At 58.2% G+C, this 21285-nt stretch carries 22 protein-coding genes; 19 read left to right on the plus strand and 3 right to left on the minus strand.

Annotation, left to right across the window (positions count from 1 at the left end):
* Window positions 1–174 precede the first annotated feature (174 nt).
* Complete coding sequence (locus AC2FJC_RS01295) at window positions 175–339, plus strand: hypothetical protein (RefSeq protein ID WP_186437502.1); 165 nt, start codon at window positions 175–177, stop codon at window positions 337–339.
* Between the two features lie 140 nt (window positions 340–479).
* Window positions 480–1043, plus strand: coding sequence for a DUF4202 domain-containing protein (locus AC2FJC_RS01300; protein WP_496738114.1), 564 nt, complete (start codon window positions 480–482; stop codon window positions 1041–1043).
* Here AC2FJC_RS01300 and AC2FJC_RS01305 read toward each other — a convergent pair.
* A complete protein-coding gene (locus AC2FJC_RS01305; protein WP_496738115.1) occupies window positions 1034–1690 on the minus strand; it encodes a ceramidase domain-containing protein in 657 nt (218 codons plus the stop codon). The two genes, AC2FJC_RS01300 and AC2FJC_RS01305, sit on opposite strands and share 10 nt — an antisense overlap.
* A 60-nt stretch (window positions 1691–1750) precedes the next feature.
* Here AC2FJC_RS01305 and AC2FJC_RS01310 point away from each other — a divergent pair, with 60 nt between their 5' ends.
* Entirely contained in the window at window positions 1751–2443 is a 693-nt protein-coding gene (locus AC2FJC_RS01310) for a metal-dependent hydrolase (protein WP_496738116.1), read from the plus strand.
* Window positions 2444–2445: 2 nt separating this feature from the next.
* Here the strand turns inward: AC2FJC_RS01310 and AC2FJC_RS01315 are convergent, their stop codons facing one another.
* Window positions 2446–2895, minus strand: a complete 450-nt coding sequence (locus tag AC2FJC_RS01315; RefSeq protein ID WP_058276802.1) for a nucleoside deaminase — start codon at window positions 2893–2895, stop codon at window positions 2446–2448.
* On the opposite strand from AC2FJC_RS01315, the gene AC2FJC_RS01320 reads away from it, so the two are divergent.
* The 16 genes from AC2FJC_RS01320 (at window position 2876) to AC2FJC_RS01395 (ending at window position 20355) form a co-directional block, all read left to right on the plus strand.
* The gene (locus AC2FJC_RS01320) at window positions 2876–3766 is read left to right on the plus strand and encodes a pseudouridine synthase (RefSeq protein ID WP_496738117.1); all 891 of its coding nucleotides are present in this window, start codon (window positions 2876–2878) and stop codon (window positions 3764–3766) included. The two genes, AC2FJC_RS01315 and AC2FJC_RS01320, sit on opposite strands and share 20 nt — an antisense overlap.
* 174 nt (window positions 3767–3940) lie before the next feature.
* On the plus strand, window positions 3941–4855 hold the full coding sequence (locus AC2FJC_RS01325; RefSeq protein WP_282151700.1) for a 5-bromo-4-chloroindolyl phosphate hydrolysis family protein: 915 nt from the start codon (window positions 3941–3943) through the stop codon (window positions 4853–4855).
* 29 nt (window positions 4856–4884) lie between these two features.
* Window positions 4885–6075: a toxic anion resistance protein gene (locus AC2FJC_RS01330; RefSeq protein ID WP_282151701.1), complete on the plus strand. Its 1191-nt coding sequence runs from the start codon at window positions 4885–4887 to the stop codon at window positions 6073–6075.
* A 49-nt stretch (window positions 6076–6124) separates the two neighbouring features.
* Window positions 6125–7045, plus strand: a complete 921-nt coding sequence (locus AC2FJC_RS01335; protein ID WP_496738329.1) for a DUF2927 domain-containing protein — start codon at window positions 6125–6127, stop codon at window positions 7043–7045.
* Window positions 7046–7066: 21 nt separating this feature from the next.
* A complete protein-coding gene (locus tag AC2FJC_RS01340) occupies window positions 7067–8215 on the plus strand; it encodes an SPFH domain-containing protein (protein WP_496738118.1) in 1149 nt (382 codons plus the stop codon).
* 4 nt (window positions 8216–8219) lie between these two features.
* Window positions 8220–8762 carry a hypothetical protein gene (locus tag AC2FJC_RS01345; RefSeq protein WP_496738119.1) on the plus strand — a complete coding sequence of 181 codons (543 nt, stop codon included), beginning with the start codon at window positions 8220–8222 and terminating at the stop codon, window positions 8760–8762.
* Window positions 8759–9847 carry a TFIIB-type zinc finger domain-containing protein gene (locus AC2FJC_RS01350; RefSeq protein ID WP_496738120.1) on the plus strand — a complete coding sequence of 363 codons (1089 nt, stop codon included), beginning with the start codon at window positions 8759–8761 and terminating at the stop codon, window positions 9845–9847. Before AC2FJC_RS01345 ends, AC2FJC_RS01350 begins: the two co-directional genes overlap by 4 nt.
* Window positions 9848–9947: 100 nt before the next feature.
* Complete coding sequence (locus tag AC2FJC_RS01355; protein WP_496738121.1) at window positions 9948–10616, plus strand: nitroreductase; 669 nt, start codon at window positions 9948–9950, stop codon at window positions 10614–10616.
* A 25-nt stretch (window positions 10617–10641) separates the two neighbouring features.
* A complete protein-coding gene (gene dtd / locus AC2FJC_RS01360; RefSeq protein ID WP_496738122.1) occupies window positions 10642–11079 on the plus strand; it encodes a D-aminoacyl-tRNA deacylase in 438 nt (145 codons plus the stop codon).
* A complete protein-coding gene (locus AC2FJC_RS01365) occupies window positions 11079–12182 on the plus strand; it encodes a glycerate kinase type-2 family protein (protein ID WP_496738123.1) in 1104 nt (367 codons plus the stop codon). Before dtd ends, AC2FJC_RS01365 begins: the two co-directional genes overlap by 1 nt.
* Window positions 12183–12233: 51 nt before the next feature.
* The gene (locus AC2FJC_RS01370; RefSeq protein WP_496738124.1) at window positions 12234–14228 is read left to right on the plus strand and encodes a CocE/NonD family hydrolase; all 1995 of its coding nucleotides are present in this window, start codon (window positions 12234–12236) and stop codon (window positions 14226–14228) included.
* A 124-nt stretch (window positions 14229–14352) separates the two neighbouring features.
* Window positions 14353–15939 (plus strand): ABC transporter substrate-binding protein, encoded by a 1587-nt coding sequence (locus AC2FJC_RS01375; RefSeq protein WP_058275605.1) that lies wholly within the window; start codon window positions 14353–14355, stop codon window positions 15937–15939.
* A gap of 15 nt (window positions 15940–15954) precedes the next feature.
* Window positions 15955–16911 carry an ABC transporter permease gene (locus AC2FJC_RS01380; protein WP_058276793.1) on the plus strand — a complete coding sequence of 319 codons (957 nt, stop codon included), beginning with the start codon at window positions 15955–15957 and terminating at the stop codon, window positions 16909–16911.
* On the plus strand, window positions 16911–17726 hold the full coding sequence (locus AC2FJC_RS01385) for an ABC transporter permease (RefSeq protein ID WP_108859503.1): 816 nt from the start codon (window positions 16911–16913) through the stop codon (window positions 17724–17726). Before AC2FJC_RS01380 ends, AC2FJC_RS01385 begins: the two co-directional genes overlap by 1 nt.
* Window positions 17723–19360 (plus strand): ABC transporter ATP-binding protein, encoded by a 1638-nt coding sequence (locus AC2FJC_RS01390; protein ID WP_109313204.1) that lies wholly within the window; start codon window positions 17723–17725, stop codon window positions 19358–19360. The genes AC2FJC_RS01385 and AC2FJC_RS01390 overlap by 4 nt, the downstream gene beginning before the upstream one ends.
* A 158-nt stretch (window positions 19361–19518) precedes the next feature.
* Window positions 19519–20355 carry an alkaline phosphatase family protein gene (locus tag AC2FJC_RS01395; protein ID WP_496738125.1) on the plus strand — a complete coding sequence of 279 codons (837 nt, stop codon included), beginning with the start codon at window positions 19519–19521 and terminating at the stop codon, window positions 20353–20355.
* A gap of 4 nt (window positions 20356–20359) precedes the next feature.
* Here the strand turns inward: AC2FJC_RS01395 and AC2FJC_RS01400 are convergent, their stop codons facing one another.
* Window positions 20360–21283 (minus strand): alpha/beta hydrolase, encoded by a 924-nt coding sequence (locus tag AC2FJC_RS01400; RefSeq protein ID WP_496738126.1) that lies wholly within the window; start codon window positions 21281–21283, stop codon window positions 20360–20362.
* Window positions 21284–21285 lie beyond the last annotated feature (2 nt).

Raw genomic sequence — 21285 nt, forward strand, 5'->3', positions numbered from 1 at the left:
AAGGCGCTGATCCATCCTTGAGCGCATGGCAAAGGTCCATAAATCCTGTCCGATCATTCATTTCTGAATACCCCGAAGTAAAAAATGAACCGATTAGTTCACTTCACATCTTGAAATACTGAACTGAACTGTTCATTTCATATAGCACGGCACAGCCTTATATGGAGAAAAACGATGAAAACGTTCATGACTGCCTTTGTTCTGGCCACTACGGTTCTTGCTGCGCAAGCTCAGGCGGGCGCTTTTGGCCCAAGCATGGACACCCTGACCCGCAGCCTGATTTTCCCCGATCAGGTGTCGGAACCTGTCACCCAGGATCAGAACAAACCGGGCAAGTAATTTAGCCCGCAAAACCGGGTCGGGTCCAAATGCCCCGGCCCGGCAATTGCCTGCTGCGTACCGCGCGGCGTATCGCTACGGTGGTCCACAAGTAACCCGCCGGCCTGCCCTGCAGACCCGGCAAGCCAACGGAGCGGAAGATGAACGCGCGAAAGCAAGCTGTTCTGGACGCAATTGATGCGGCCAACTCACACGACCCCAACCTCGAAGACGGCCAGCCCGCTGAACTGCTTTATGGTCAGCGCATGAGCGCCGAGTTGGACAGGTTGTTCCCCGACGCCTCTGACTCGCTGCAGATTGCAGCGCGGGGTCAGCATGTGGAACGGTGGAAGCTCGCGCGCAGTGAATACCCCGAAGGTCGTGCCGGATATCTGGCTTGGCGCAAGGCGCAGGGCGTCCACCACGCCGAGGTCGTGATGGGGCTTATGGAACAGAACGGCTACTCTGCCGAGGATATCGAATCTGCTGGCCGGATGCTGCGCAAACAGGGTATCAAGCGTGACGACGAGGTGCAGGCGCTGGAGGATGTCATCTGCTTTGTCTTCCTCAAGTGGTACTTCGCTCCATTCGCCAAAAAGCACTCAGCCGAGAAAATCCAAAGCATTGTCAAGAAAACCGCGCGCAAGATGTCGGATCAAGGCCGTGCACGCGTGCTGTCCGAATTTGACTTACCCGCGGAGCTGGCCGCAGCGTTTCAGGCCTGAGCCGCGCGGGTCAGGTGCCTACGATACACCTCGATCATCCAGCCCAGCATGAGGGCATTTAGGATGTGCCACATGAAATGCGTGCCAAACGGGATCTGCCCACATATGGGTTCGTCCAGCGCACGAAAGGTGATCGAGGCGATCAGGATCATCGCCCCAATGGCCAGACCACGGGCGGTGTACGGCACCCGGTGGCGCAAAAGAAACGCATAGATCAAGATCAGCAGCGGCACCGGGGCATAGGCTGCTGACCCACCCAGTCCCGGCACAAGCTGGAACAACGGCACCGTCGCTGCGGCATAGGGAAAGAACAGCGCCGTCACGATCCCGGCCGTAAGCGGCCGCATGTGCCAGACGTCCCGGTTGATCGCAAAGATGTAGACCAGGATGTATAGCAGGATCGGCAGAACATCCGCCATGGCGGCCCAGACCTGCGCGTGCGTATGGAACAGGTAGCTGCCAAGCCCGATGGCAGTCAGAATGGCCACCAACAGCATCGCCAGCGGCATCCCTTGCCCGCGCACGCGCCGCCACATGACAAAAGCCGCAATCAGAAACGCCGCGTTTGTCACCGCGTTTATCGGCTCGGCCCAATAGGTGGGCGACAAGCGCTCGCAATAGCCATCAATTACCTGAAACCAGTCCATGAACTTTTACATAGCCGATGCTAAGTTAATGCCAACAGTTTGTTTTGGGAGGATGAATTCATGAACATCATTTGGCTGGGACACGGCAGTTTCCGCTTCGAAACCGGCGGGCAGGTTCTGCTGATCGACCCCTGGCTGACTGGCAACCCGGTCTTGTCCGAGGAACAGCATGATGACGCTCTAAACGGGGCGACTCATATCCTTCTGACGCATACACATTTCGATCACGTCGCCGATGTCGTATCGCTGGCCAAGCACCTGAACGTCCCCGTGGTCGGACAATACGACCTGATGGGGTATTGGAACGAGTCTGAGGGGCTGGAAACTATTGGCTACAACAAGGGCGGCACCGTGAACCTGAACGGCGTCAAAGTGTCGATGGTGCCAGCCTCGCACAGCTCGACCTTTTCCACGCCTGACGGGCTGCGTACCGGCGGCAGCGAGGTTGGGTTCATGATCGCCTCGGAAGGGCGCATGCTGTATGTCTCTGGCGATACAGATATCATGGCCGATATGGATTGGATGGGGGATTACTACAAACCCGATATAGGCATCCTTTCGGCGGGTGGTCATTTTACGATGGACATGAAGGGCGCGGCGTATGCGGCCAAGCGGTATTTCAATTTTAAGACCGTGATTCCCTGCCATTACAAGACCTTCCCGATCCTCGAGCAATCAGCTCAGGCGCTGGTCGATGGGTTGGCAGGGGTCGATGTCATCGAACCCGAGGTGATGAAGGCCATTACTCTTTGAGGTTAACGCCGCGCGGCGAAGAACTCTTTCAAAAGCTCGGCGGCCTCCTGCCCTCGGATGCCGTCGTAAACCTCTGGCACGTGGTGTGCTTGTGTATGGGTGAAAACCCGCGCGCCATGAGCAACGCCGCCTGATTTCGGATCGGCGGCCCCGTAATAGATGCGCCGGATACGCGCCGCGGCCAATGCAGCCGCACACATCGCGCAAGGCTCTAGCGTCACATAGAGATCGTGATCGGGCAGACGTTCGGATCCGGCTGCGGCGCATGCAGCACGCAGGGCCAGTATCTCGGCATGGGCGGTGGGATCGTTCAGCTCTCGTGTTCGGTTGCCCGCAGAGGCCACGATCACGCCATCGGGGCCGGCAATAACAGCGCCCACGGGCACCTCGCCGCGATCCGCCGCAGCGCGCGCTTCAACCAGCGCCTTATCCATGTGCGATCTGAACACCATGCCTCTGACTGCAACAGAAACCTGTCTTTCGCAAGCGGCCGGGATGCGCTATGGGCTGCAGATGACCAAAACCCCTCCTCCAGGCGACCGGATCGCCAAAGTCCTTGCCCGCGCAGGCGTTGCCTCGCGCCGTGAAGCCGAACGCATGATCGAAGCGGGTCGTGTGAGTGTAAACGGCAAGACAATCGACAGCCCCGCGCTGAACGTCACAGCCAAAGACAAGATCAACGTCGATGGCAAACCGGTGTCGGAACCGGAACCTTCGCGCCTGTGGCTGTACCACAAACCTTCGGGTCTGGTGACAACGACACGTGACGAAAAAGGACGCGCGACCATTTTTGACAAACTGCCCGAGGATATGCCCCGGGTCATGAGTGTCGGGCGGTTGGACCTGAACTCGGAAGGGTTGCTGCTGTTGACCAATGATGGCGGCATCAAGCGCAAGCTGGAACTGCCCTCGACCGGATGGCTACGCAAATACCGCGTGCGGGTGAATGGCCGCCCCAAGGACGAGGATTTTGCACCGCTTCGTAAGGGGCTTGTGATCGACGGGGAACGCTTTTTGCCGATGGACGTCACGCTGGACCGTCAACAAGGCGCGAATGCCTGGCTGACAATCGGTCTGCGCGAAGGCAAGAACCGTGAAATTCGGCGTGCGATAGAAGATATCGGTTTTGCGGTGAACCGGCTGCTGCGAGTGTCCTACGGCCCCTTCCAGCTGGGAAGCCTGAAACCCGGCGAAGTCGAAGAGATCCGCCGACGGGTCATGCGCGATCAACTGGGGTTGGAAGCCGAGCCCGAAGCACCGGCCAAACGACCCGCTCGCCCACAGCGAAATCGGCCCCCGATCGGCAAGAAACCTCGCAAGTGACGCAGGTTAGGCAACCTTCCCCCTAGCGCCACGGTCTCTCATGGCCTAGATTTCCCCAAGGGACATTTTTGGGGGGCGCCATGTCCGGGACCGGAGTGCAAAAACTGGCCTATGTCGTGTTGTTGATGCTGATGTTCGGCGTCTGCACCGGCGTGTTGGGAGGCTTGTAAGCACATGGCCAAACGGTATGGCGGGAAATTCAGCCCACAGGACGACTCCTCGTCTCCGAATCAACCTCGGCGCGGACAGTTTGACGTCGCTCGGGTCGAACCGGCCGGGGCGCGCGCTAACCTGTTGTTTCTTCCGGCTGTTCCCTTGGTTTTTCTGTCGCTGAACGATGGGGCCGTCGGATTGACGATCGGCCTGATCGCAGCGGGTCTTTTGACAGCTGCAGCATTTCTGCTGCGCGAAGGGTTGCGGGCCGAATCCGCCTACAACGCTCGCCGCACAGCCCGTCGCCCGGCGTTTCCCAGAAAGGTATTCTCCAGCCTGCTGACCGGACTTGGCGTCGGATTGGCTGCTTATCGCACCGAATATCTGGATGCAGCCGCAGCGTCTGAGGCCAGCCTGATCGCCCCGATTCTGTTCGGTTTGATGGCCAGCGTCCTACACTCTGTCTCTTTCGGAATTGATCCGATGACTGACAAAGGGATGGAAGGCATCGACACTTTCCAGCAAGACCGCGTTGCCCGCGTCGTGGAAGGTGCTGAAACACATCTGTCCGAGATGACCGACGCCATCAAACGCGCAGGCGACCGCAGGATCGAAGCCCGGGTTGAACGTTTTCAGGATACCGCCCGCGACCTGTTCCGCACGGTCGAGGAAGACCCTCGCGATCTGGCCGGTGCGCGAAAATACCTGACCGTTTACTTAAAGGGCGCGCGTGACGCGACGGTCAAATTTGCTGACGTTTATGCCCGCACCCGCGATGCGCAGGCGCTGGAGGATTATTCGTCCCTCCTGGATGATCTTGAACAAAATTTCGCGGCGCGTACCCGCAAGTTGCTTTTGGACGACCGCAGTGATCTGACGGTTGAAATTGATGTGTTGCGCGAAAGGCTGCAACGCGAAGGCGTCCGGTTGGACTGACCGGCCACAATTTGAGAGAGGATTACCCCATGTCCGATGACATCAAGAACAAGGCGGTCGAGGCTGAAACGCTGGTGCAGGAAGTGACCGCTGTCACCCTGCCCGACCCGACCGCCGAAATCGTCTTGCTTGAGGAGGCCGACGAACCTGTCAGCGCCGAAATCCGCAAGCGCATGGATGAGATCGACATGGATAACACCAATTCCATCGTCGCGTTCGGGTCGTCTGCCCAGGCGGAATTGCAGGAAATCAGCCAGGCCATGCTGGCGGATGTCCGCAACAAGGATGTCGGGCCCGCCGGGGATAGCCTGCGCAATATCGTCACGACGATCCGCGGGTTTTCAGTCAGTGAGCTGGACGTCCGGCGCGAACGCAGCTGGTGGGAAAAGCTGTTGGGCAAGGCTGCGCCTTTCGCCCAGTTTACCGCCAAGTTTGAAGATGTTCAGGGGCAGATCGACAGGATCACCGACGACTTGCTGGGCCACGAACATACGCTGCTGAAAGACATCAAGTCACTGGACCTGTTGTATGAAAAGACGCTGGGCTTTTATGACGAGCTTGCGCTGTATATCGCAGCAGGCGAAGAAAAACTGACCGAGCTGGACAGCCAGAACATCCCCGAAAAAGAAGCCGAAGTTCAGGCCGTGCCCGAAGACCAACAAGTCATGAAGGCGCAAGAGCTGCGTGACCTGCGCGCAGCGCGGGATGATCTGGAACGGCGTGTTCACGACCTGAAGCTGACGCGACAGGTGACGATGCAATCGCTGCCCTCGATCCGGTTGGTTCAGGAAAATGACAAGTCGCTGGTGACCAAGATCAACTCGACCCTCGTCAACACCGTGCCGCTGTGGGAAACGCAACTGGCGCAGGCCGTCACCATCCAGCGTAGCGCCGAGGCGGCCGCGGCCGTGCGCGATGCGAATGACCTGACGAATGAGCTGCTGACCTCGAACGCGGCGAACCTGCGTGAGTCGAACAAGATGATCCGCGAGGAAATGGAACGCGGTGTGTTTGATATCGAGGCGGTCAAGCAAGCCAATGCTGACCTGATCGGTACGATCAACGAAAGTCTTGCAATTGCTGACGAAGGCAAGGCCAAGCGCGCCGCAGCCGAGCAGGAACTGCAGAAAATGGAAACCGAGCTGCGCGACACCCTTGCCTCTGCGAAGGCGCGCAAAGACGGCGTCGGCGACAACGCTGGAACTGCGGTTTCGAGCTAAAGGCAGGCTGGACGTGCAAGTGCCTGGATATCTGAAACCTCTGTTGGGTATGGTGGCGCTGTTGGCGCTGGCCAATTGCGATGAGGCGCTGACGTCGTCCGTCGTGCCGCAACCGCGCCCGGTTGCACCTGCACCGGCACCTAATGCTTATGTTCCCCCGTCTGCGGCAAGTCAGGATCTGGCCCGGTTCTATCAGCGGGTCGAACGTGACCTGCTCACCCGCGACATGTTGCGCGTGGATGGAGGTGGTCCCGACACACCGTATGATGCCGATGATCTGGCCCGCAATTTCGAGGCTATTGCCTTTTACAGCGAATACCCCGATCACGCTGTAACCACGCGCATTCGGCGAACGGACGGGCAACTTAGCCGGTGGGCAGGACCTGTGCGGATTCAGACCGAATTCGCCCCGTCCGTGGCACCCGAGATACGCGCAAAAGACTCCGCCGACGTCGAGGCATTTGCGGAACGGCTGAGCAGATTGACGGATCATCCAATCTCGGTCGTCAATCGCAAGGCCAATTTCCATGTCTTCTTTGCAGGCAAAGATGACAGTGCCTATGTGGTGAAACGCCTGAAACAGCTGATTCCCGGTATCAGCACGCCCTCGCTAGATTTGGTAGCAAACCCGCGTGCCAATATTGACTGTCTTGTTTTTGCGTCTCCGACCAATACCTCACCGTATAAATTTGTGCGGGCTGTCACGCTCATCCGGGCTGAACTGCCAGACCTCACCCGACGCAGCTGCATCCACGAGGAAATTGCGCAGGGGCTTGGATTGTCCAATGACAGCCCGGCGGCACGGCCTTCGATTTTCAACGACAATGACGAGTTTGCGCTGTTGACCAGCCATGACGAGAAACTTCTGACAATGCTTTATGACCCGCGCCTTGAACCCGGTGTTACGGCTGAAGACGCCCGCCCGGTGGTCCGGATTATTGCTCGCGAATTGATGGGCCAGCAGCTCTGAGCCCAAGGAAAGGAGACCCCAATGGGTATTTTCGATTTTCTGACCGGAGAATTTATCGACGTCATTCACTGGGTCGACGACACCCGTGACACAATGGTCTGGCGTTTCGAGCGTGAAGGGCATGCGATCAAGTACGGCGCCAAACTGACGGTGCGCGAAGGACAGGCAGCGGTATTCGTGCACGAGGGACAACTGGCAGACGTGTTTACGCCCGGTCTTTATATGCTTGAGACCAACAACATGCCGATCCTGACGACGCTACAGCATTGGGATCACGGATTTCAGTCGCCCTTCAAATCCGAGATCTATTTCGTCAACACGACGCGTTTCAATGATCTGAAATGGGGCACCAAGAACCCGATCATGCTGCGCGATCCGGAGTTCGGACCGACCCGTATCCGCGCCTTTGGCACATACACGGTCCGGGTCAAGGACCCCGCGAAGTTCCTGATTGAAATCGTCGGCACCGATGGTGAATTCACCATGGATGAGATCAGCTTTCAGATCCGTAACATTATCGTGCAGGAGTTCAGCCGCGTAATCGCAGGATCGGGCATTCCGGTGCTGGACATGGCCGCCAACACCGCCGATCTGGGTAAACTTATCGCCGCCGAGGTGTCGCCCGTGCTGGAAGGGTACGGGCTTGAGATGCCCGAGTTCTACATCGAAAACATCTCGCTACCGCCTGCGGTCGAGGCTGCGTTGGACAAGCGGACGTCGATGGGATTGGCGGGCGATCTGGGCAAGTTCACCCAGTATTCGGCCGCTGAAGCAATGACCGCAGCAGCTACCAACCCCGGTCAGGGCGGCGGAATGGGTGCCGGTCTTGGCATGGGAATGGGCATGGCGATGGCACAGCAGATGTCGAACATGGCATCGGGTCAACCAAGCGGCCCGTGGGGCGGTTCCGCCCCCGCTGCCCCGCAGTCGGCGACACACGCGGCACCGCCCCCTCCTCCGCCTGTTGAGCATGTCTGGCACATTGCGGTGGATGGGCAGACCAGCGGGCCGTTTTCTAAGGCCAAGATGGGCCGCATGGCAACCGATGGTGAAATCACCCGCGATACCCACGTCTGGACTGCCGGTCAGGACGGCTGGAAAAAAGCGGGCGACGTGCAGGAGCTGGCGCAGCTGTTTACCATCCTGCCCCCGCCGCCTCCTGGGGCCTAACCCTGTGGCTAACGCCGATCAAATGGCTCCATATTCCCAACGCGATATCGCGTGCGCGGTCAAGCTGTCTGCGCTTTTGGGGTGGGTCGGCGTTATTGGCGTACCAGTTTTCTCAAACGAATATCGAAGCGGCCTTGACCTGAACTCGCTGTCCCTTGTTTTTTGGTATGCGTTATTTGGGTTGCCTATTTCTCTTTTCATTTGCTGGCTGTTCGTCAAGCCGTTTTTGCGCGTCATGATGCGGCGCAAGGTTGGTTATGTCCGAGCAGCCTGTTGGGGCGCAGGAATCGGGTTCGTTCTCGTGACTGTTTCAGTTGCTTTTAGCCGTTACAGGGGCTGGCGTCAGGCACATGATCCAAAGACCACGTCCGGCTATGGCGACGGCATTGGTACGTTAGAAGTAAGCGGTCTATTGACTGATTACGATTGGTGGCGGTTTGCTCAGAACTCCTTCCATTTCATCCTGATCTGCATCGTCGCGGCAATAATCGTGCGCCTGATTATCGGCCCCGGAAAAATCGCCCCTCCAATCGAGGCAAAGCAATGACAGACGAACACCGCTTTCCCTGCGAGCAATGCGGCTCGGACTATCGGTTCAATCCGGGCAACGGGACCCTGACCTGCGATCATTGCGGGCATTCGGAATCCATAGGCGCCGGACCGTGGGGCGGTGCCAGCCTGAAAGAACTGAATTTCAACGCAGCGCTGGCGAACAAGCTGCCGGAAGCAGAGATCGAAGAAACGCGGGTTCTGTCCTGCCCGAACTGCGCAGCTGAGGTCGAGTTTGACCCGAACACCCATGCGGCCGAATGCCCGTTCTGTGCCACTCCGGTAGTCACGGAGACGGGAGTTAACCGGCATATCAAGCCAAAAGGCGTGTTGCCCTTTGCTCTGGATGAACGGTCGGCTCATAAGGCGATGTCGAGCTGGCTTGGCAAGTTGTGGTTCGCGCCCAACGGGTTGAAGGATTACGCCCGCAAAGGTCGCAAGATGCAGGGGATTTACGTCCCCTACTGGACCTTCGACGCGGATACCAAGTCAGCTTATCGCGGCGAGCGGGGCACGGTGTATTACGAGACCCGGACCGTCATGCGTGACGGCAAGCGCGTGCAACAGCAGGTGGCAAAGGTGCGGTGGTCCCCAAAATCCGGTCTGGTTGCGCGGTTCTTTGACGATGTTCTGGTGCTGGCGTCCCGGTCCTTGCCCAAAGCGTATACTGACGCGCTTGAGCCTTGGGATCTACCGGCGCTTGAACCTTATCAGCCCGAGTATCTGGCCGGTTTCCGGGCAGAAGCATATACTGTCGAACTGCAGGATGGTTACACTGAAGCCCGCGCGCATATGGCCCGCGTGATCGAACGGGATGTTCGGTTCGATATCGGTGGCGACCGACAGCGCATTCACGCAATCGACACTGACGTGCGGAATGTGACCTTCAAGCACATATTACTGCCCGTCTGGCTGGCCGCGTACAAATACCGGGGGCAGACCTATCGTTTCGTTGTGAATGGCAGAACGGGGCGCGTTCAGGGTGAACGCCCGTGGTCAGCCATCAAGATCACGATCGCTGTTGTCCTAGGCCTTCTGGTCGCGGCGGGTGTCGGGTACATGGTGGCAACGGGTCAGCAATAGAACCGCGTCGCGTTCACGTGCAATTTTGGCGGTTTAGCCGCTTGAACATCGCTGATCCTGCCGCCATCCTGCGCCTCGTCTGCACGAAGGGGAGAGCAGTGTGACGCTATCCGATCTGGATAAATTACTGGCCGAGCGGCACTCTTGCCGGGCGTTCCGACCTGAACCCGTTCCGAAGGACCAGATCGAACAGATTCTGACCTGTGCGTCACGCGCCCCCAGTTGGTGCAATGCGCAACCCTGGAACGTCGTGATCACCAGTGGCGCCGACACTGACGCTTTTCGAGAAGCGCTGCAAAACGAAGTCACAATCGGTGCACCGGAACCCGACCTGCCGTTCCCGACGGCGTATACCGGTATATATCAGGAACGCCGCCGTGAATGCGGCTGGGCATTGTACGAAGCCGTCGGCGTACAGCGCGGGGACCGTGTAGGTTCAGCCCAGCAAATGATGGAAAACTTTGCACTTTTCGGCGCGCCGCATTGCGCGATCATCTCAAGCCCTGCGGACATTGGTCCTTACGGAGCGATGGACTGCGGTGGTTTTGTCATGGCCTTCACCCTCGCCGCCCAAGCGCTGGGGGTGGCTACAATCCCCCAGGCCGCGGTGGCCAGCTATGGCAAGTTTCTGCACCGGTATTTCGACATCCCCGATGACCGCTTGATCTTGTGCGCAATCTCTTTCGGCTATTCCGATACAGACCACCCTGCAAACGGGTTTCGAACCAGCCGTGCCGGTCTGGACGAGATCGCACGCTGGGTTGAATAACCACGTCACCAAACGGAGAACGGATTTGCGCGCACTGCTACAAAGGGTTTCCCGGGCCAAGGTCTCGGTTGATGGACAAACGATCGGACAGTCTGGCCCTGGGTTGATGATCCTGGTCTGTGCGATGAAAGGCGATGATGAACAAAAGGCCGGGCAGCTTGCGGCCAAAGTATCAAAGTTGCGCATTTTCAAAGATGAAAACGGCAAGATGAACCGCTCTGTCGTTGATGTGGGTGGCTCGGCTCTGGTGATCAGCCAGTTTACGCTGGCCGCCGACACGTCGCGCGGGAACAGGCCAGGGTTTTCCGAGGCTGCGGCCCCGGATGAGGGGCAGCACCTGTATGAAGAGTTTGCGCGGCGGTTGCAGGCGCATGGTGTGGCCGTCGAAACCGGGCAATTCGGTGCCGACATGGCGGTAGAGCTGGTTAATGACGGACCGGTCACGATTTGGATGGAAAGCTGATGGATCAGAGGCAACAGGCAATTCGCATTTGGCAGGCTGGCGTTGATGCGGTTGACGGAAAAAGGGCCACCAAAGCTGTTCTGGATGGGGTTCCAACGCCCGACCAGATCTTGGCAGTCGGCAAGGCAGCCGCAGCAATGGCCAGCGCGGCATTGGAACATTTCGGCCCGCGTCCGACGCTGGTTGTCACCAAGGATGATCACGGACGCGGTCTGCCGGAACATGTTCAGCTGATCGAGGCCTCACACCCCGTTCCGGACGCGCGCAGCCTTGAGGGCGGTCGCGCCCTGCGGGCCGCGATCGAGGCTATGGCACCCAATTCCCATTTGCTGCTTTTGGTTTCGGGCGGAGCCTCATCCCTGGCTGAGGATTTGCTGCCGGGGAACACTCTGAGTGATCTGGAGCAGCTGAACGGCAGGCTGCTGGCCGAAGGGATGGATATCACCACAATGAATGCCGAGCGTCGCAAGCTGTCCCGGATCAAGGGCGGTGGGCTGTTGGCCCATTTCAAAGGGGCAAAAGCCACCGTTCTGGCAATCTCGGACGTTCCCGGGGATGATCTGAATGTCATCGGATCGGGGATTGGCGCCTTGCCCAACACTTACGAATTTGACGCCGTGACCCAGATTGTTGCGTCGAACGCTCATGCGCGTTCTGCGGCAGCAGATTTGGCGCGTCGTGAAGGCCTGCAAGTATTGGACAATGAAGAATGCCTGCACGACGACTTCTTGCATGTCGCTTCCCAACTGGGACAACGCCTGCGGGATATGCCCCCGGGCGTCATGGTGTTCGGCGGTGAGCCTACGGTTGTTTTACCAGATCAGCCGGGCCGCGGCGGGCGTAATCAGGCGCTGGCTCTGGCGCTGGCCCGTGAAATAACCGGGACCTCGGGTCTGACGCTGGTCGTTGGCGGAACAGATGGAACCGATGGCCCGACCAATGCCGCCGGAGCGGTGGTTGACGGCACGACCTGGGGCGACGGTGCTGAGCATGCCCTGCAGAATGCAGATAGCGGGAGTTTTCTGGACGCCGCCGGCGCATTGCTGGTGACGGGTCCGACCGGAACAAACGTGATGGACCTTGTTGTCGCAATCAGGCGATGAATTGACGATTTTCAAACACCGGAAAACGCAAAAGACCGTGACACTTCCACAATGACGCGCTCGCTCAATTCGCTATGCGATATCGAAGACTTACCGGATGTCGGCATAGTGATGCCCGACGGGTGTCGCCTGTCAGCACGCGTCTGGCGTCCGGTAGATGCAGACAGCAACCCCGTTCCGGCCATTTTGGAGTATCTTCCCTATCGCAAGCGTGACGGTACGGCGACGCGTGATGCCCTGACCCATCCTTGGTTTGCCAAACGCGGCTATGCCTGCATTCGTGTGGACATCCGCGGCAATGGCGACAGCGAAGGGTTGATGGAAGACGAGTATACCCAGCAAGAGCTGGATGATGCCGTTTCGACAATCCAATGGCTGGCGGATCAGCCGTGGTGTTCGGGCACTGTTGGGATGATGGGAATCAGCTGGGGCGGGTTCAACGCGCTTCAGGTTGCCGCCCTTCAACCCGCGCCGCTGAAAGCAATTATCTCCCTGTGTTCAACCGCAGATCGTTACGCAGACGACATCCATTACAAGGGCGGATGTTTGCTAAATGAAAACCTGGGTTGGGGCGCGACCATGTGGTCGTACTCATCCCGCGCACCGGATCCTGCGCTGCGCCCCAACTGGCGCGAGCTGTGGCTTAAGCGTTTGGAAAATCAAACGTTCCTGCCCTCGACCTGGCTGCGCCACCAGACGCGCGACGCCTATTGGCAGCATGGCTCTGTCTGCGAAGATTTCAGCGCGATCCGCGCGGCGACACTGGCCATTGGAGGCTGGGGTGACGCGTACAAGAATACCGTGCCGCTGCTGGTCGAACAGCTTAGCGCTTCGGTCAAGGGAATCGTGGGGCCATGGGTGCACAAATACCCGCATTTCGCAGTGCCCGAACCGAGGATCGGTTTTCTGCAAGAGGCGCTGCGCTGGTGGGATCATTGGTTGAAGGGTCTGGAAAGCGGAGTTGAAACCGACCCCGACTATCGAGCGTACCTGATGGACGGGGTCCGTCCAAAGCGGTGGTACAGCAACAGACCCGGACGCTGGATCAGCGAACAAGCCGGCGCGACCTCGCATTTGTCCAACCTGACCTTGAACCTGTCGAACGGTGGACTCGGTCAACATGAGCAGTTGGATTGGCGGGTCCGGTCACCCCAAACCTGTGGCATGGACGGCGGTGAGTATTGCGCCATTTGGCTGGGCCCGGACATGCCCGGCGATCAGCGCGCCGATGATGCGGTGTCCGCCTGTTTCGATGGCCCACCTTTGTCGGAAGATCTGGATATTGTCGGCGCTCCGCGCATTTGCCTGAATGTCAGCGCCGACCGACCGCAGGCACAGATTGCGGTGCGGCTAAATCATGTCCATCCGGACGGAGCCTCAACCCGGATCACCTATGGCGTTCTAAACCTGTCGCACCGAGACAGCCACGCGCAACCAACTCCGTTGACACCTGGAAAACCCTACGAAATCTCATTGGACCTGGATCATATCGCCTATCGCGTTCCCAAAGGGCATCGCGTGCGGGTGGCTGTGTCCAGCGCGTATTGGCCGCTGATCTGGCCCTCACCCGAACCCGTCGAACTGCACCTGACAGGTGGCACGATTACGATCCCGATCCGGCCGACCGCAGGTGATGATGAACATGTGTTTCAACAACCCGACTCTGAAACCCCGATTGACGTGACGTCCCTGCGGGACAGCAGCAATTCTCGTCGGGTGGAAACTGACATTAATTCAGGTGTAACCAGCCTGATTATCGAAGATGATTTTGGTCGTGTGACCGACAATCACCACGGGCTAACATATGGTGGCACAGCCGATGAACGCTGGACTATCCATCCCGATGACCCCCTATCCGCGCACGGGCAGTGCCGCTGGACACAAGAGATCAGTCGGGACGGGATAAACCTGCGCACCGAAACATCCTGCGAAATGTGGTCGGATCGCGAGAGCTTTTTTCTCAAGGCGCAGATAAGTGCCTTTGAAAACGAAACTTTGGTATTTTCGAAACAAACGGAGGACGCCGTTCCACGCAACCAGATGTGATATTTTGGCGACCAAAGGGCAGACATTTGTCCTTGCTCGGTAGACCGAAATGCGCCTAACTTGACTCATGCGTCAATAAAAAGCCCATCAAGGGCTGAAATCCATTCAACTGGGAGACCACTAAATGAACGAACAACTCACTCACATGGCCGGTCAGGTCACTGCGGGCAAACTCACCCGCCGCGAATTCATGGGGAAAGCGGCGGCTCTGGGTGTGTCGGCGGCGATGGCCAGCACCATGTTCGCTGACGCTGCGCGCGCGGCAGGACCGAAGAAGGGCGGCGACCTGAAATTTGGCCTGCAAGGCGGCGAATCCACCAATTCGCTGGATCCGGCGACCTATGCCAGCTCGGTGCCGTTCCAGAACGGCAAACAATTCGGTGACCAGCTTGTGGAAGTTGCGCCCGACGGGTCGATCGAGCCGCGCCTGGCTGAAGCCGTCGAAGGCAGCGCGGACGCCAAAGTTTGGACGTTCAAACTGCGTCAGGGCGTCGAATTCCACAACGGCAAGACCATGACCAGCGAAGACGTGCTGAAAACCATGGAGCGCCACTCGAACGAAGACTCCAAGTCCGGTGCCCTGGGTATCATGAAGGGCATCGAGTCAATGAAGGCCGATGGCGACAATTTCCAGGTCACACTGACTGAGCCAAATGCCGACTTGCCGTATCTGATGGCCGACTATCACCTGATAATTCAGCCTGATGGCGGAATGGAAAACCCAGGTGCGGGCATTGGTACCGGACCATACCAGTTGGAAGTCGATGAGCCGGGCGTACGCCACGTGTTCAAGAAATTTGCCAACCACTGGAACCCCGATTTCGGCAATTTCGACAGCGTCGAAGTGATTGTCATCAACGATGCGACTGCCCGTACGGCTGCTCTGCAGTCCGGTCAGGTTCATGCGATCAACCGCGTTGAACCAAAGGTTGCCGATCTGCTGGGCCGCGCCCCGAACTTGACGGTGCACTCGACCGCCGGCCGTGGACATTATGTGTTCATCATGCATTGCGACACCGCGCCGTTCGACAACAACGAACTGCGGCTGGCGCTAAAACACGCAATCAACCGCCAGGACTTGGTCGACAAGGTTCTGCGCGGCTACGGCACAATTGGCAACGACATGCCGATCAATGCGGCATACCCGCTGTTTGACGGCTCTATCCCGCAACGCGACTACAGCCTTGAAAAGGCGGCAGAGCACTATGCGAAGTCGGGCCATGACGGTTCGCCGATCATCCTGCGTGTTGCAGATGGCGCCTTCCCGGGTGCCGTTGACGCAGCGGCCCTGTTCCAGCAAAGTGCGGCTCAGGCCGGTATCCCGCTGGAAATCAAGCGCGAGCCCAACGATGGCTACTGGTCGGAGGTCTGGAACGTTCAGCCGTTCTGCGCATCCTATTGGGGTGGCCGCCCGGTGCAGGATCAGATGTACGCGACAGCGTATCTGTCGACTGCCGACTGGAACGACACCCGCTTCAAGGTGCCAGAGTTCGACGAAATGCTGTTTGCAGCACGGGCCGAACTGGACAACGACAAACGCAAGGACATCTACAGCAAAATGGGCATGATGGTCCGCGACCAGGGCGGTCTGATCTGCCCGATGTTTAACGATTTTGTCGAAGGCGTCACCAATCAGCTCGAAGGTTGGGAAAGCGACCCAACCCAAGAGATGATGAATGGCAACATGTCACGCAAGATGTGGTTCGCCTGATAGGGCCCACGGATAATGCATCCTATCATCAAACTGGTTTCCCAGCGCCTTGCGCTGGGACTCCTGCTTCTCTTCGGTGCATCGGCTCTGATTTTCGGCCTCACCGAAGCCCTGCCTGGGGACGCTGCGCAAGCGGTCCTTGGCCAATCCGCAACCCCCGAGGCGCTGGCAAACCTGCGCGAGGAAATGGGCCTCAACCGTCCCGCTCTAACCCGATATTTCGAATGGCTGGGCGGCATCCTGCAGGGCGATCTGGGTCAGTCTTTGACCAACAAACTCGACATCGCAGAAAGCATCGGAAAGCGCTTAGGGAACACCCTGTTCCTGGCATGTGCTGCAGCCGTCGTTTCCGTGCCGCTTGCTATCTTTCTAGGCCTTCTGGCCGTTCGGTACCGCAACCGCTGGCCTGACAAACTGATTTCTGCAATCACCCTGACAACGGTTTCGATCCCGGAATTCCTGATCGGTTACGTGGTGATCTACTTCGTCTCGGTGAAACTGGGCTGGTTCTCCTCACTCGCAATGATCAACGATACAATGTCCTTCGGGCAAAAGCTCAATGCCATCGCCTTGCCTGCCTTCGTTCTGACACTGGTGGTTCTGGCGCAGATGATGCGAATGACCCGCGCTGCGATCCTGAACCTGATGCAGTCGGCCTATATCGAAACGGCTGAACTGAAAGGCCTCTCGAATTTTCAGGTCATTGCGCGCCACGCGTTTCCCAACGCGATTTCCCCTATTGTCAACGTTGTGATGCTGAACCTGGCCTATCTGGTTGTGGGCGTCGTCGTTGTCGAAGTGGTGTTCGTATATCCCGGCATGGGGCAATATCTGGTGGATTCGGTGACCAAGCGTGACGTGCCAGTCGTTCTGGCCTGCGGCGTCGTCTTTGCCGCGGTCTATATCGGGCTCAACATGGTTGCCGATATTGTGTCTATCCTTGCCAACCCAAGACTGAGGCATCCGAAATGATGAAGAACATTCCTATTTCGGCCGCCGTCGGTCTGTTTTTCACCGGACTGTACTTTTTCATAGCGATCGCAGCCCCACTGATCGCCCCTTACGGAATGGCCGAAGTGGTCGGTGATGTGTGGGAACCGTCAAGCGCCGAGCATCTGCTGGGCACGGACAATATCGGGCGCGATCTGCTGACACGTATGATCTATGGTGGTCGCACGACCATCTTTATCGCTGCGATGGCTACGATCCTCAGCTTTATCACTGGCACCTCGCTGGGCCTTTTGGCTGCGGTTCTGGGTGGTTGGGCTGACCAGGCGCTGAGCCGGACGGTTGACCTGATCATGTCGATCCCAACGCTGATCCTGGCACTGGTTATCCTGGCGATTGTTCCGGTGACCGTTCCGATCCTGATCCTTGTGATGGGGCTGTTGGACGCCACACGTCCTTACCGACTGTCTCGATCGGTCGCCGTAGACATCAACGTGATGGACTATGTCGAAGCCGCAAAGCTGCGCGGTGAAGGTCGTCGCTGGATCATCTTCCGGGAAATCCTGCCAAATGCTCTGTCACCTCTGGTGGCTGAATTCGGGCTGCGGTTTATCTTTATGGTTCTGTTTATCTCGACCCTGTCGTTCCTGGGTCTGGGCGTCCAGCCGCCGCTGGCGGACTGGGGTGGCATCGTGAAGGAAAACAAGGACGGGATCGTCTATGGTATCGGCGCGGCATTGTACCCCGCTGTGGCCATTGCGACGCTCGCCATCTCGGTCAACCTTGTGGCTGACTGGGTTCTGAACCGTACCACATCGCTGAAAGGAGGCCGGGGATGAGTGATACCCTTCTCAAGGTCCGCAACCTCAAGATCGGCGCGACCGTCTATCCGCCCGGCGAAAAGCCCCATGACATCGAAATCGTGCACGGGGTCAGCTTTGACCTCGAACGCGGAAAGGTGTTGGGGCTGATCGGCGAATCCGGTGCCGGTAAATCGACCATCGGTCTGGCGTCCATGGCTTATGGCCGCGGTGGCGTCGAACTGACCGGCGGAGAAGTCTGGGTCAACGGGCGCGACATTCTAAAAACCCCGCATAGCGATATCCGCAATCTGCGTGGGGGCGAGGTTGCCTATGTCTCGCAATCCGCCGCCGCATCGTTCAACCCGGCCAAGAAGATCATGGATCAGGTTGTCGAAGCTGCGGTCGAACATAAGAAGTTTTCGCGAAAAGAGGCTGAAGGCCGTGCGCGGGAACTGTTCGCCAAGCTAGGGCTGCCCGATCCGGACAATATCGGTGATCGTTATCCTCACCAGGTCTCGGGCGGTCAGCTACAGCGTTGCATGACGGCGCTGGCGCTATGTCCCGAGCCTGATCTTGTGGTGTTTGATGAACCGACCACGGCACTGGATGTGACCACTCAGATCGACGTTCTGATGGCGATCAAGGAGGCCATTCGTGATACTGGCGTTGCTGCGCTCTACATCACGCATGACCTCGCCGTTGTTGCTCAGGTCAGTGATGACATCATGGTTCTGCGAATGGGCAATACGGTCGAGTATGGCAATACCGACCAGATCATCAACAACCCGCAGGAAGAGTACACCAAGGCGCTGGTTTCGGTCCGCTCGATCGAGCACGAAGAGAAAAAACCCACACCGGAATCGGTATTGAGCGTCGAAGGTATTACCGCGCGCTACAAGGGTTTGAATTTTGACGTGCTACACAACGTCAATGTCGAGCTTCATCCGGGGCAGACACTGGCGGTTGTCGGCGAATCCGGCTCGGGCAAGTCGACACTGGCGCGGGTGATCACAGGCTTGCTGCCGCCGCGCGATGGTGAAATCACCTTTGCTGGCCGCAAGCTTAGTGGCGATCTGAAGGGCCGCAGCCGTGAAGACCTGCGCGAGCTGCAGATGATCTACCAGATGGCTGACGTGGCAATGAACCCACGCCAGACGGTTGGTACGATCATTGGGCGCCCGCTGGAGTTCTACTTCAACATGCGCGGTGCCGAAAAACGCAAGCGGATCGTCGAACTGTTGGATGAGATCGAACTGGGCGAAAAGTACATGGACCGCTATCCGGCGGAACTGTCAGGTGGTCAGAAACAGCGTGTCTGTATCGCGCGGTCACTGGCGGCCAAGCCCAAGATGATCATCTGTGACGAGGTCACCTCGGCGCTCGATCCACTGGTTGCGGACGGCATCCTGAAACTGCTGTTGGACCTTCAGAAGATCGAGGATGTGGCGTACCTGTTCATCACCCACGATCTGGCGACGGTGCGCGCGATCAGCGATAGCATCGCGGTGATGTATCAGGGCCGCGTGGTTCGCTATGGGTCAAAAAGCGAGGTGCTGAGCCCGCCGTTTGACGACTATACCGATCTGCTGCTCAGTTCCGTCCCCGAAATGCATCTGGGTTGGCTGGAAGAGGTTGTCGCCCACCGCAAAATGGAAAGCGCCGGAAACTGACCCCTGCCCTTTCCGTGACAGACAAGTGAAAAATTGAAATCCCGGCGCCTTGTTCGATGACAGGTGTCGGGATTTTGCTATTGGGGGCGCGAACGGGCAGACCCATGATCGCGAATCCCCTAGGGTCGCCGGAAATATCTAGTCAAAAGGCCAATGACATGGACCGCAAACTACTCCTCATCATCCTGGACGGTGTTCCGTGGCGCAATTTCCGACGGTTGTTCGGTAACCTTGAAGGTTGGGTCGACAGCGGTGAGGCGCGGGTCTGGAAGCTACGCGCTGTTCTGCCGTCCACGTCGGCCAGCTGCTATGCCTCGATCCATACTGGTGTGACACCGCAGGAACACGGCTGTACCGGCAACGGCAATGTATTCCGCCTGAGCCACAAGGACGTTTTCAGCCAGGTACGAGAGGCTGGTGGCGTAACCGGCGCTGTCACCCACAGCTATTGGTCGCAGTTCTTCAACCGCCACCCGTTCGATTACGTCCGTGACATTGAATATGATGAGCCTGAGAGCAAAACGATCAACCACGGTCGCTTTCATACCATGACAGGCTATGGCAAAGCCAATCAGATGACGCCATCCGACGTGGATCTCTATGCCACTCTGACCAACCTCTGCCTGCGTCATGGGTTGGACTACGGCCTGCTGCATGCCTGCACATTGGACAGTATGGGGCACCGTTTTTACCACGATTGCGAAGAGATGGACCACGCTTGCTTCGTAGCTGACGAGATGCTGGCCCCTTTCATCCCGCGTTGGCGACAACTGGGGTACGACGTGATTGTGACCGCTGATCACGGACAGGATGAGCGGGGACACCACGGCGGGCGCAGCCCGCTGCAACAGGAAACCGCGCTGTATTATTTTGGCGACGCCGAAGGCCCCGAGGTCGACACGGTGATCGACCAGCTGCAACTAGCGCCCACGATCCTGAACCGGATGGGTGCGCCCATTGCCGAAACGATGAAGGCGAAACAGTTCCTGAAGTGAGAGATCAGTCGTAGGGCCAGATCTGCTGGCCCAGCGCCTCGATCGCGACCGAAATCCTCTCAAAACTGTCTGCCGCGCGCTTAACACTGGTACGCGCGCGCAGATAACCGTGAACGAGGCCCGGCTCGTTGATCCAATGCGCATGCCCTCCGGCGGCGGAAATCTTGTCGCAATAAGCGCCACCATCATCCCGCAGCGGATCACAATCTGCAGTCACCACCACGGTCGGCGGAAGACCCGAGAAATCTGTGTCGTGAAGCGGCGCGAAGGTCGGATCATCTTGCGGGATATCACCACCACAACGCACTTTTTCGTAGAACTGAATCTCATCCAGCGTCAAAAGCGGCGCGTGGGCGTGCTCTATATACGACCCTTTCGTGCTGTCACCACCCAAACCGGGGTAGATCAGGACCTGACCCAGCACATGGTCCAACTTACCTCGTCCGTATTGGGCGACTGCGGCCGCCAGGTTGCCACCGGCACTGTCACCCGCAAGGACAATCGGGTCGCCGAATTCCTGCGCCACCCAGTTTGTCGCATTCCAGCTGTCTTGAAACTGCGCCGGGTGGACATGTTCGGGGCACAGACGGTAGTCCACGGCCACAACCCGATATCCGGTCTGCGCGCAGATCTCGGCGCAAACATCATCGTGGCTGTCCAGACCTCCAACAACAAATCCGCCACCATGAAAATAAGTGACAGTTCGCGTCGGCTGACCCGCGTTGTAGACCCGGACAGGCACGCCAAATGCCTGCCTGTCCTGTGTTTCGACCCCTTGTGGGCGGGGTTGGCGAAAGTCGCGACACATCGTGTCGTAGACCCGGCGCTGATCCTCGATCGTAAGGTCGACCGCATCATCCGGATAGCTTTCAGCCGTTCGTTTTATGAACGCCCAAGTCTCTTCATCAATCAGACGTTCATAATCCATGT

This window comes from Ruegeria sp. CDSB117 (genome assembly GCF_059611005.1).

Coding starts and splice junctions, on each gene's coding strand:
- AC2FJC_RS01300 (WP_496738114.1), top strand. CDS start 480: ATGAACGCGCGAAAGCAAGCTGTTCTGGACGCAATTGATGCGGCCAAC.
- AC2FJC_RS01305 (WP_496738115.1), bottom strand. CDS start 1,690: ATGGACTGGTTTCAGGTAATTGATGGCTATTGCGAGCGCTTGTCGCCC.
- AC2FJC_RS01330 (WP_282151701.1), top strand. CDS start 4,885: ATGTCCGATGACATCAAGAACAAGGCGGTCGAGGCTGAAACGCTGGTG.
- AC2FJC_RS01335 (WP_496738329.1), top strand. CDS start 6,125: ATGGTGGCGCTGTTGGCGCTGGCCAATTGCGATGAGGCGCTGACGTCG.
- AC2FJC_RS01320 (WP_496738117.1), top strand. CDS start 2,876: ATGTGCGATCTGAACACCATGCCTCTGACTGCAACAGAAACCTGTCTT.
- AC2FJC_RS01385 (WP_108859503.1), top strand. CDS start 16,911: ATGAAGAACATTCCTATTTCGGCCGCCGTCGGTCTGTTTTTCACCGGA.
- AC2FJC_RS01400 (WP_496738126.1), bottom strand. CDS start 21,283: ATGGATTATGAACGTCTGATTGATGAAGAGACTTGGGCGTTCATAAAA.
- AC2FJC_RS01375 (WP_058275605.1), top strand. CDS start 14,353: ATGAACGAACAACTCACTCACATGGCCGGTCAGGTCACTGCGGGCAAA.
- AC2FJC_RS01340 (WP_496738118.1), top strand. CDS start 7,067: ATGGGTATTTTCGATTTTCTGACCGGAGAATTTATCGACGTCATTCAC.
- AC2FJC_RS01350 (WP_496738120.1), top strand. CDS start 8,759: ATGACAGACGAACACCGCTTTCCCTGCGAGCAATGCGGCTCGGACTAT.
- AC2FJC_RS01395 (WP_496738125.1), top strand. CDS start 19,519: ATGGACCGCAAACTACTCCTCATCATCCTGGACGGTGTTCCGTGGCGC.
- AC2FJC_RS01370 (WP_496738124.1), top strand. CDS start 12,234: ATGACGCGCTCGCTCAATTCGCTATGCGATATCGAAGACTTACCGGAT.
- AC2FJC_RS01325 (WP_282151700.1), top strand. CDS start 3,941: ATGGCCAAACGGTATGGCGGGAAATTCAGCCCACAGGACGACTCCTCG.
- AC2FJC_RS01365 (WP_496738123.1), top strand. CDS start 11,079: ATGGATCAGAGGCAACAGGCAATTCGCATTTGGCAGGCTGGCGTTGAT.
- AC2FJC_RS01390 (WP_109313204.1), top strand. CDS start 17,723: ATGAGTGATACCCTTCTCAAGGTCCGCAACCTCAAGATCGGCGCGACC.
- AC2FJC_RS01310 (WP_496738116.1), top strand. CDS start 1,751: ATGAACATCATTTGGCTGGGACACGGCAGTTTCCGCTTCGAAACCGGC.
- AC2FJC_RS01315 (WP_058276802.1), bottom strand. CDS start 2,895: ATGGTGTTCAGATCGCACATGGATAAGGCGCTGGTTGAAGCGCGCGCT.
- AC2FJC_RS01380 (WP_058276793.1), top strand. CDS start 15,955: ATGCATCCTATCATCAAACTGGTTTCCCAGCGCCTTGCGCTGGGACTC.
- AC2FJC_RS01295 (WP_186437502.1), top strand. CDS start 175: ATGAAAACGTTCATGACTGCCTTTGTTCTGGCCACTACGGTTCTTGCT.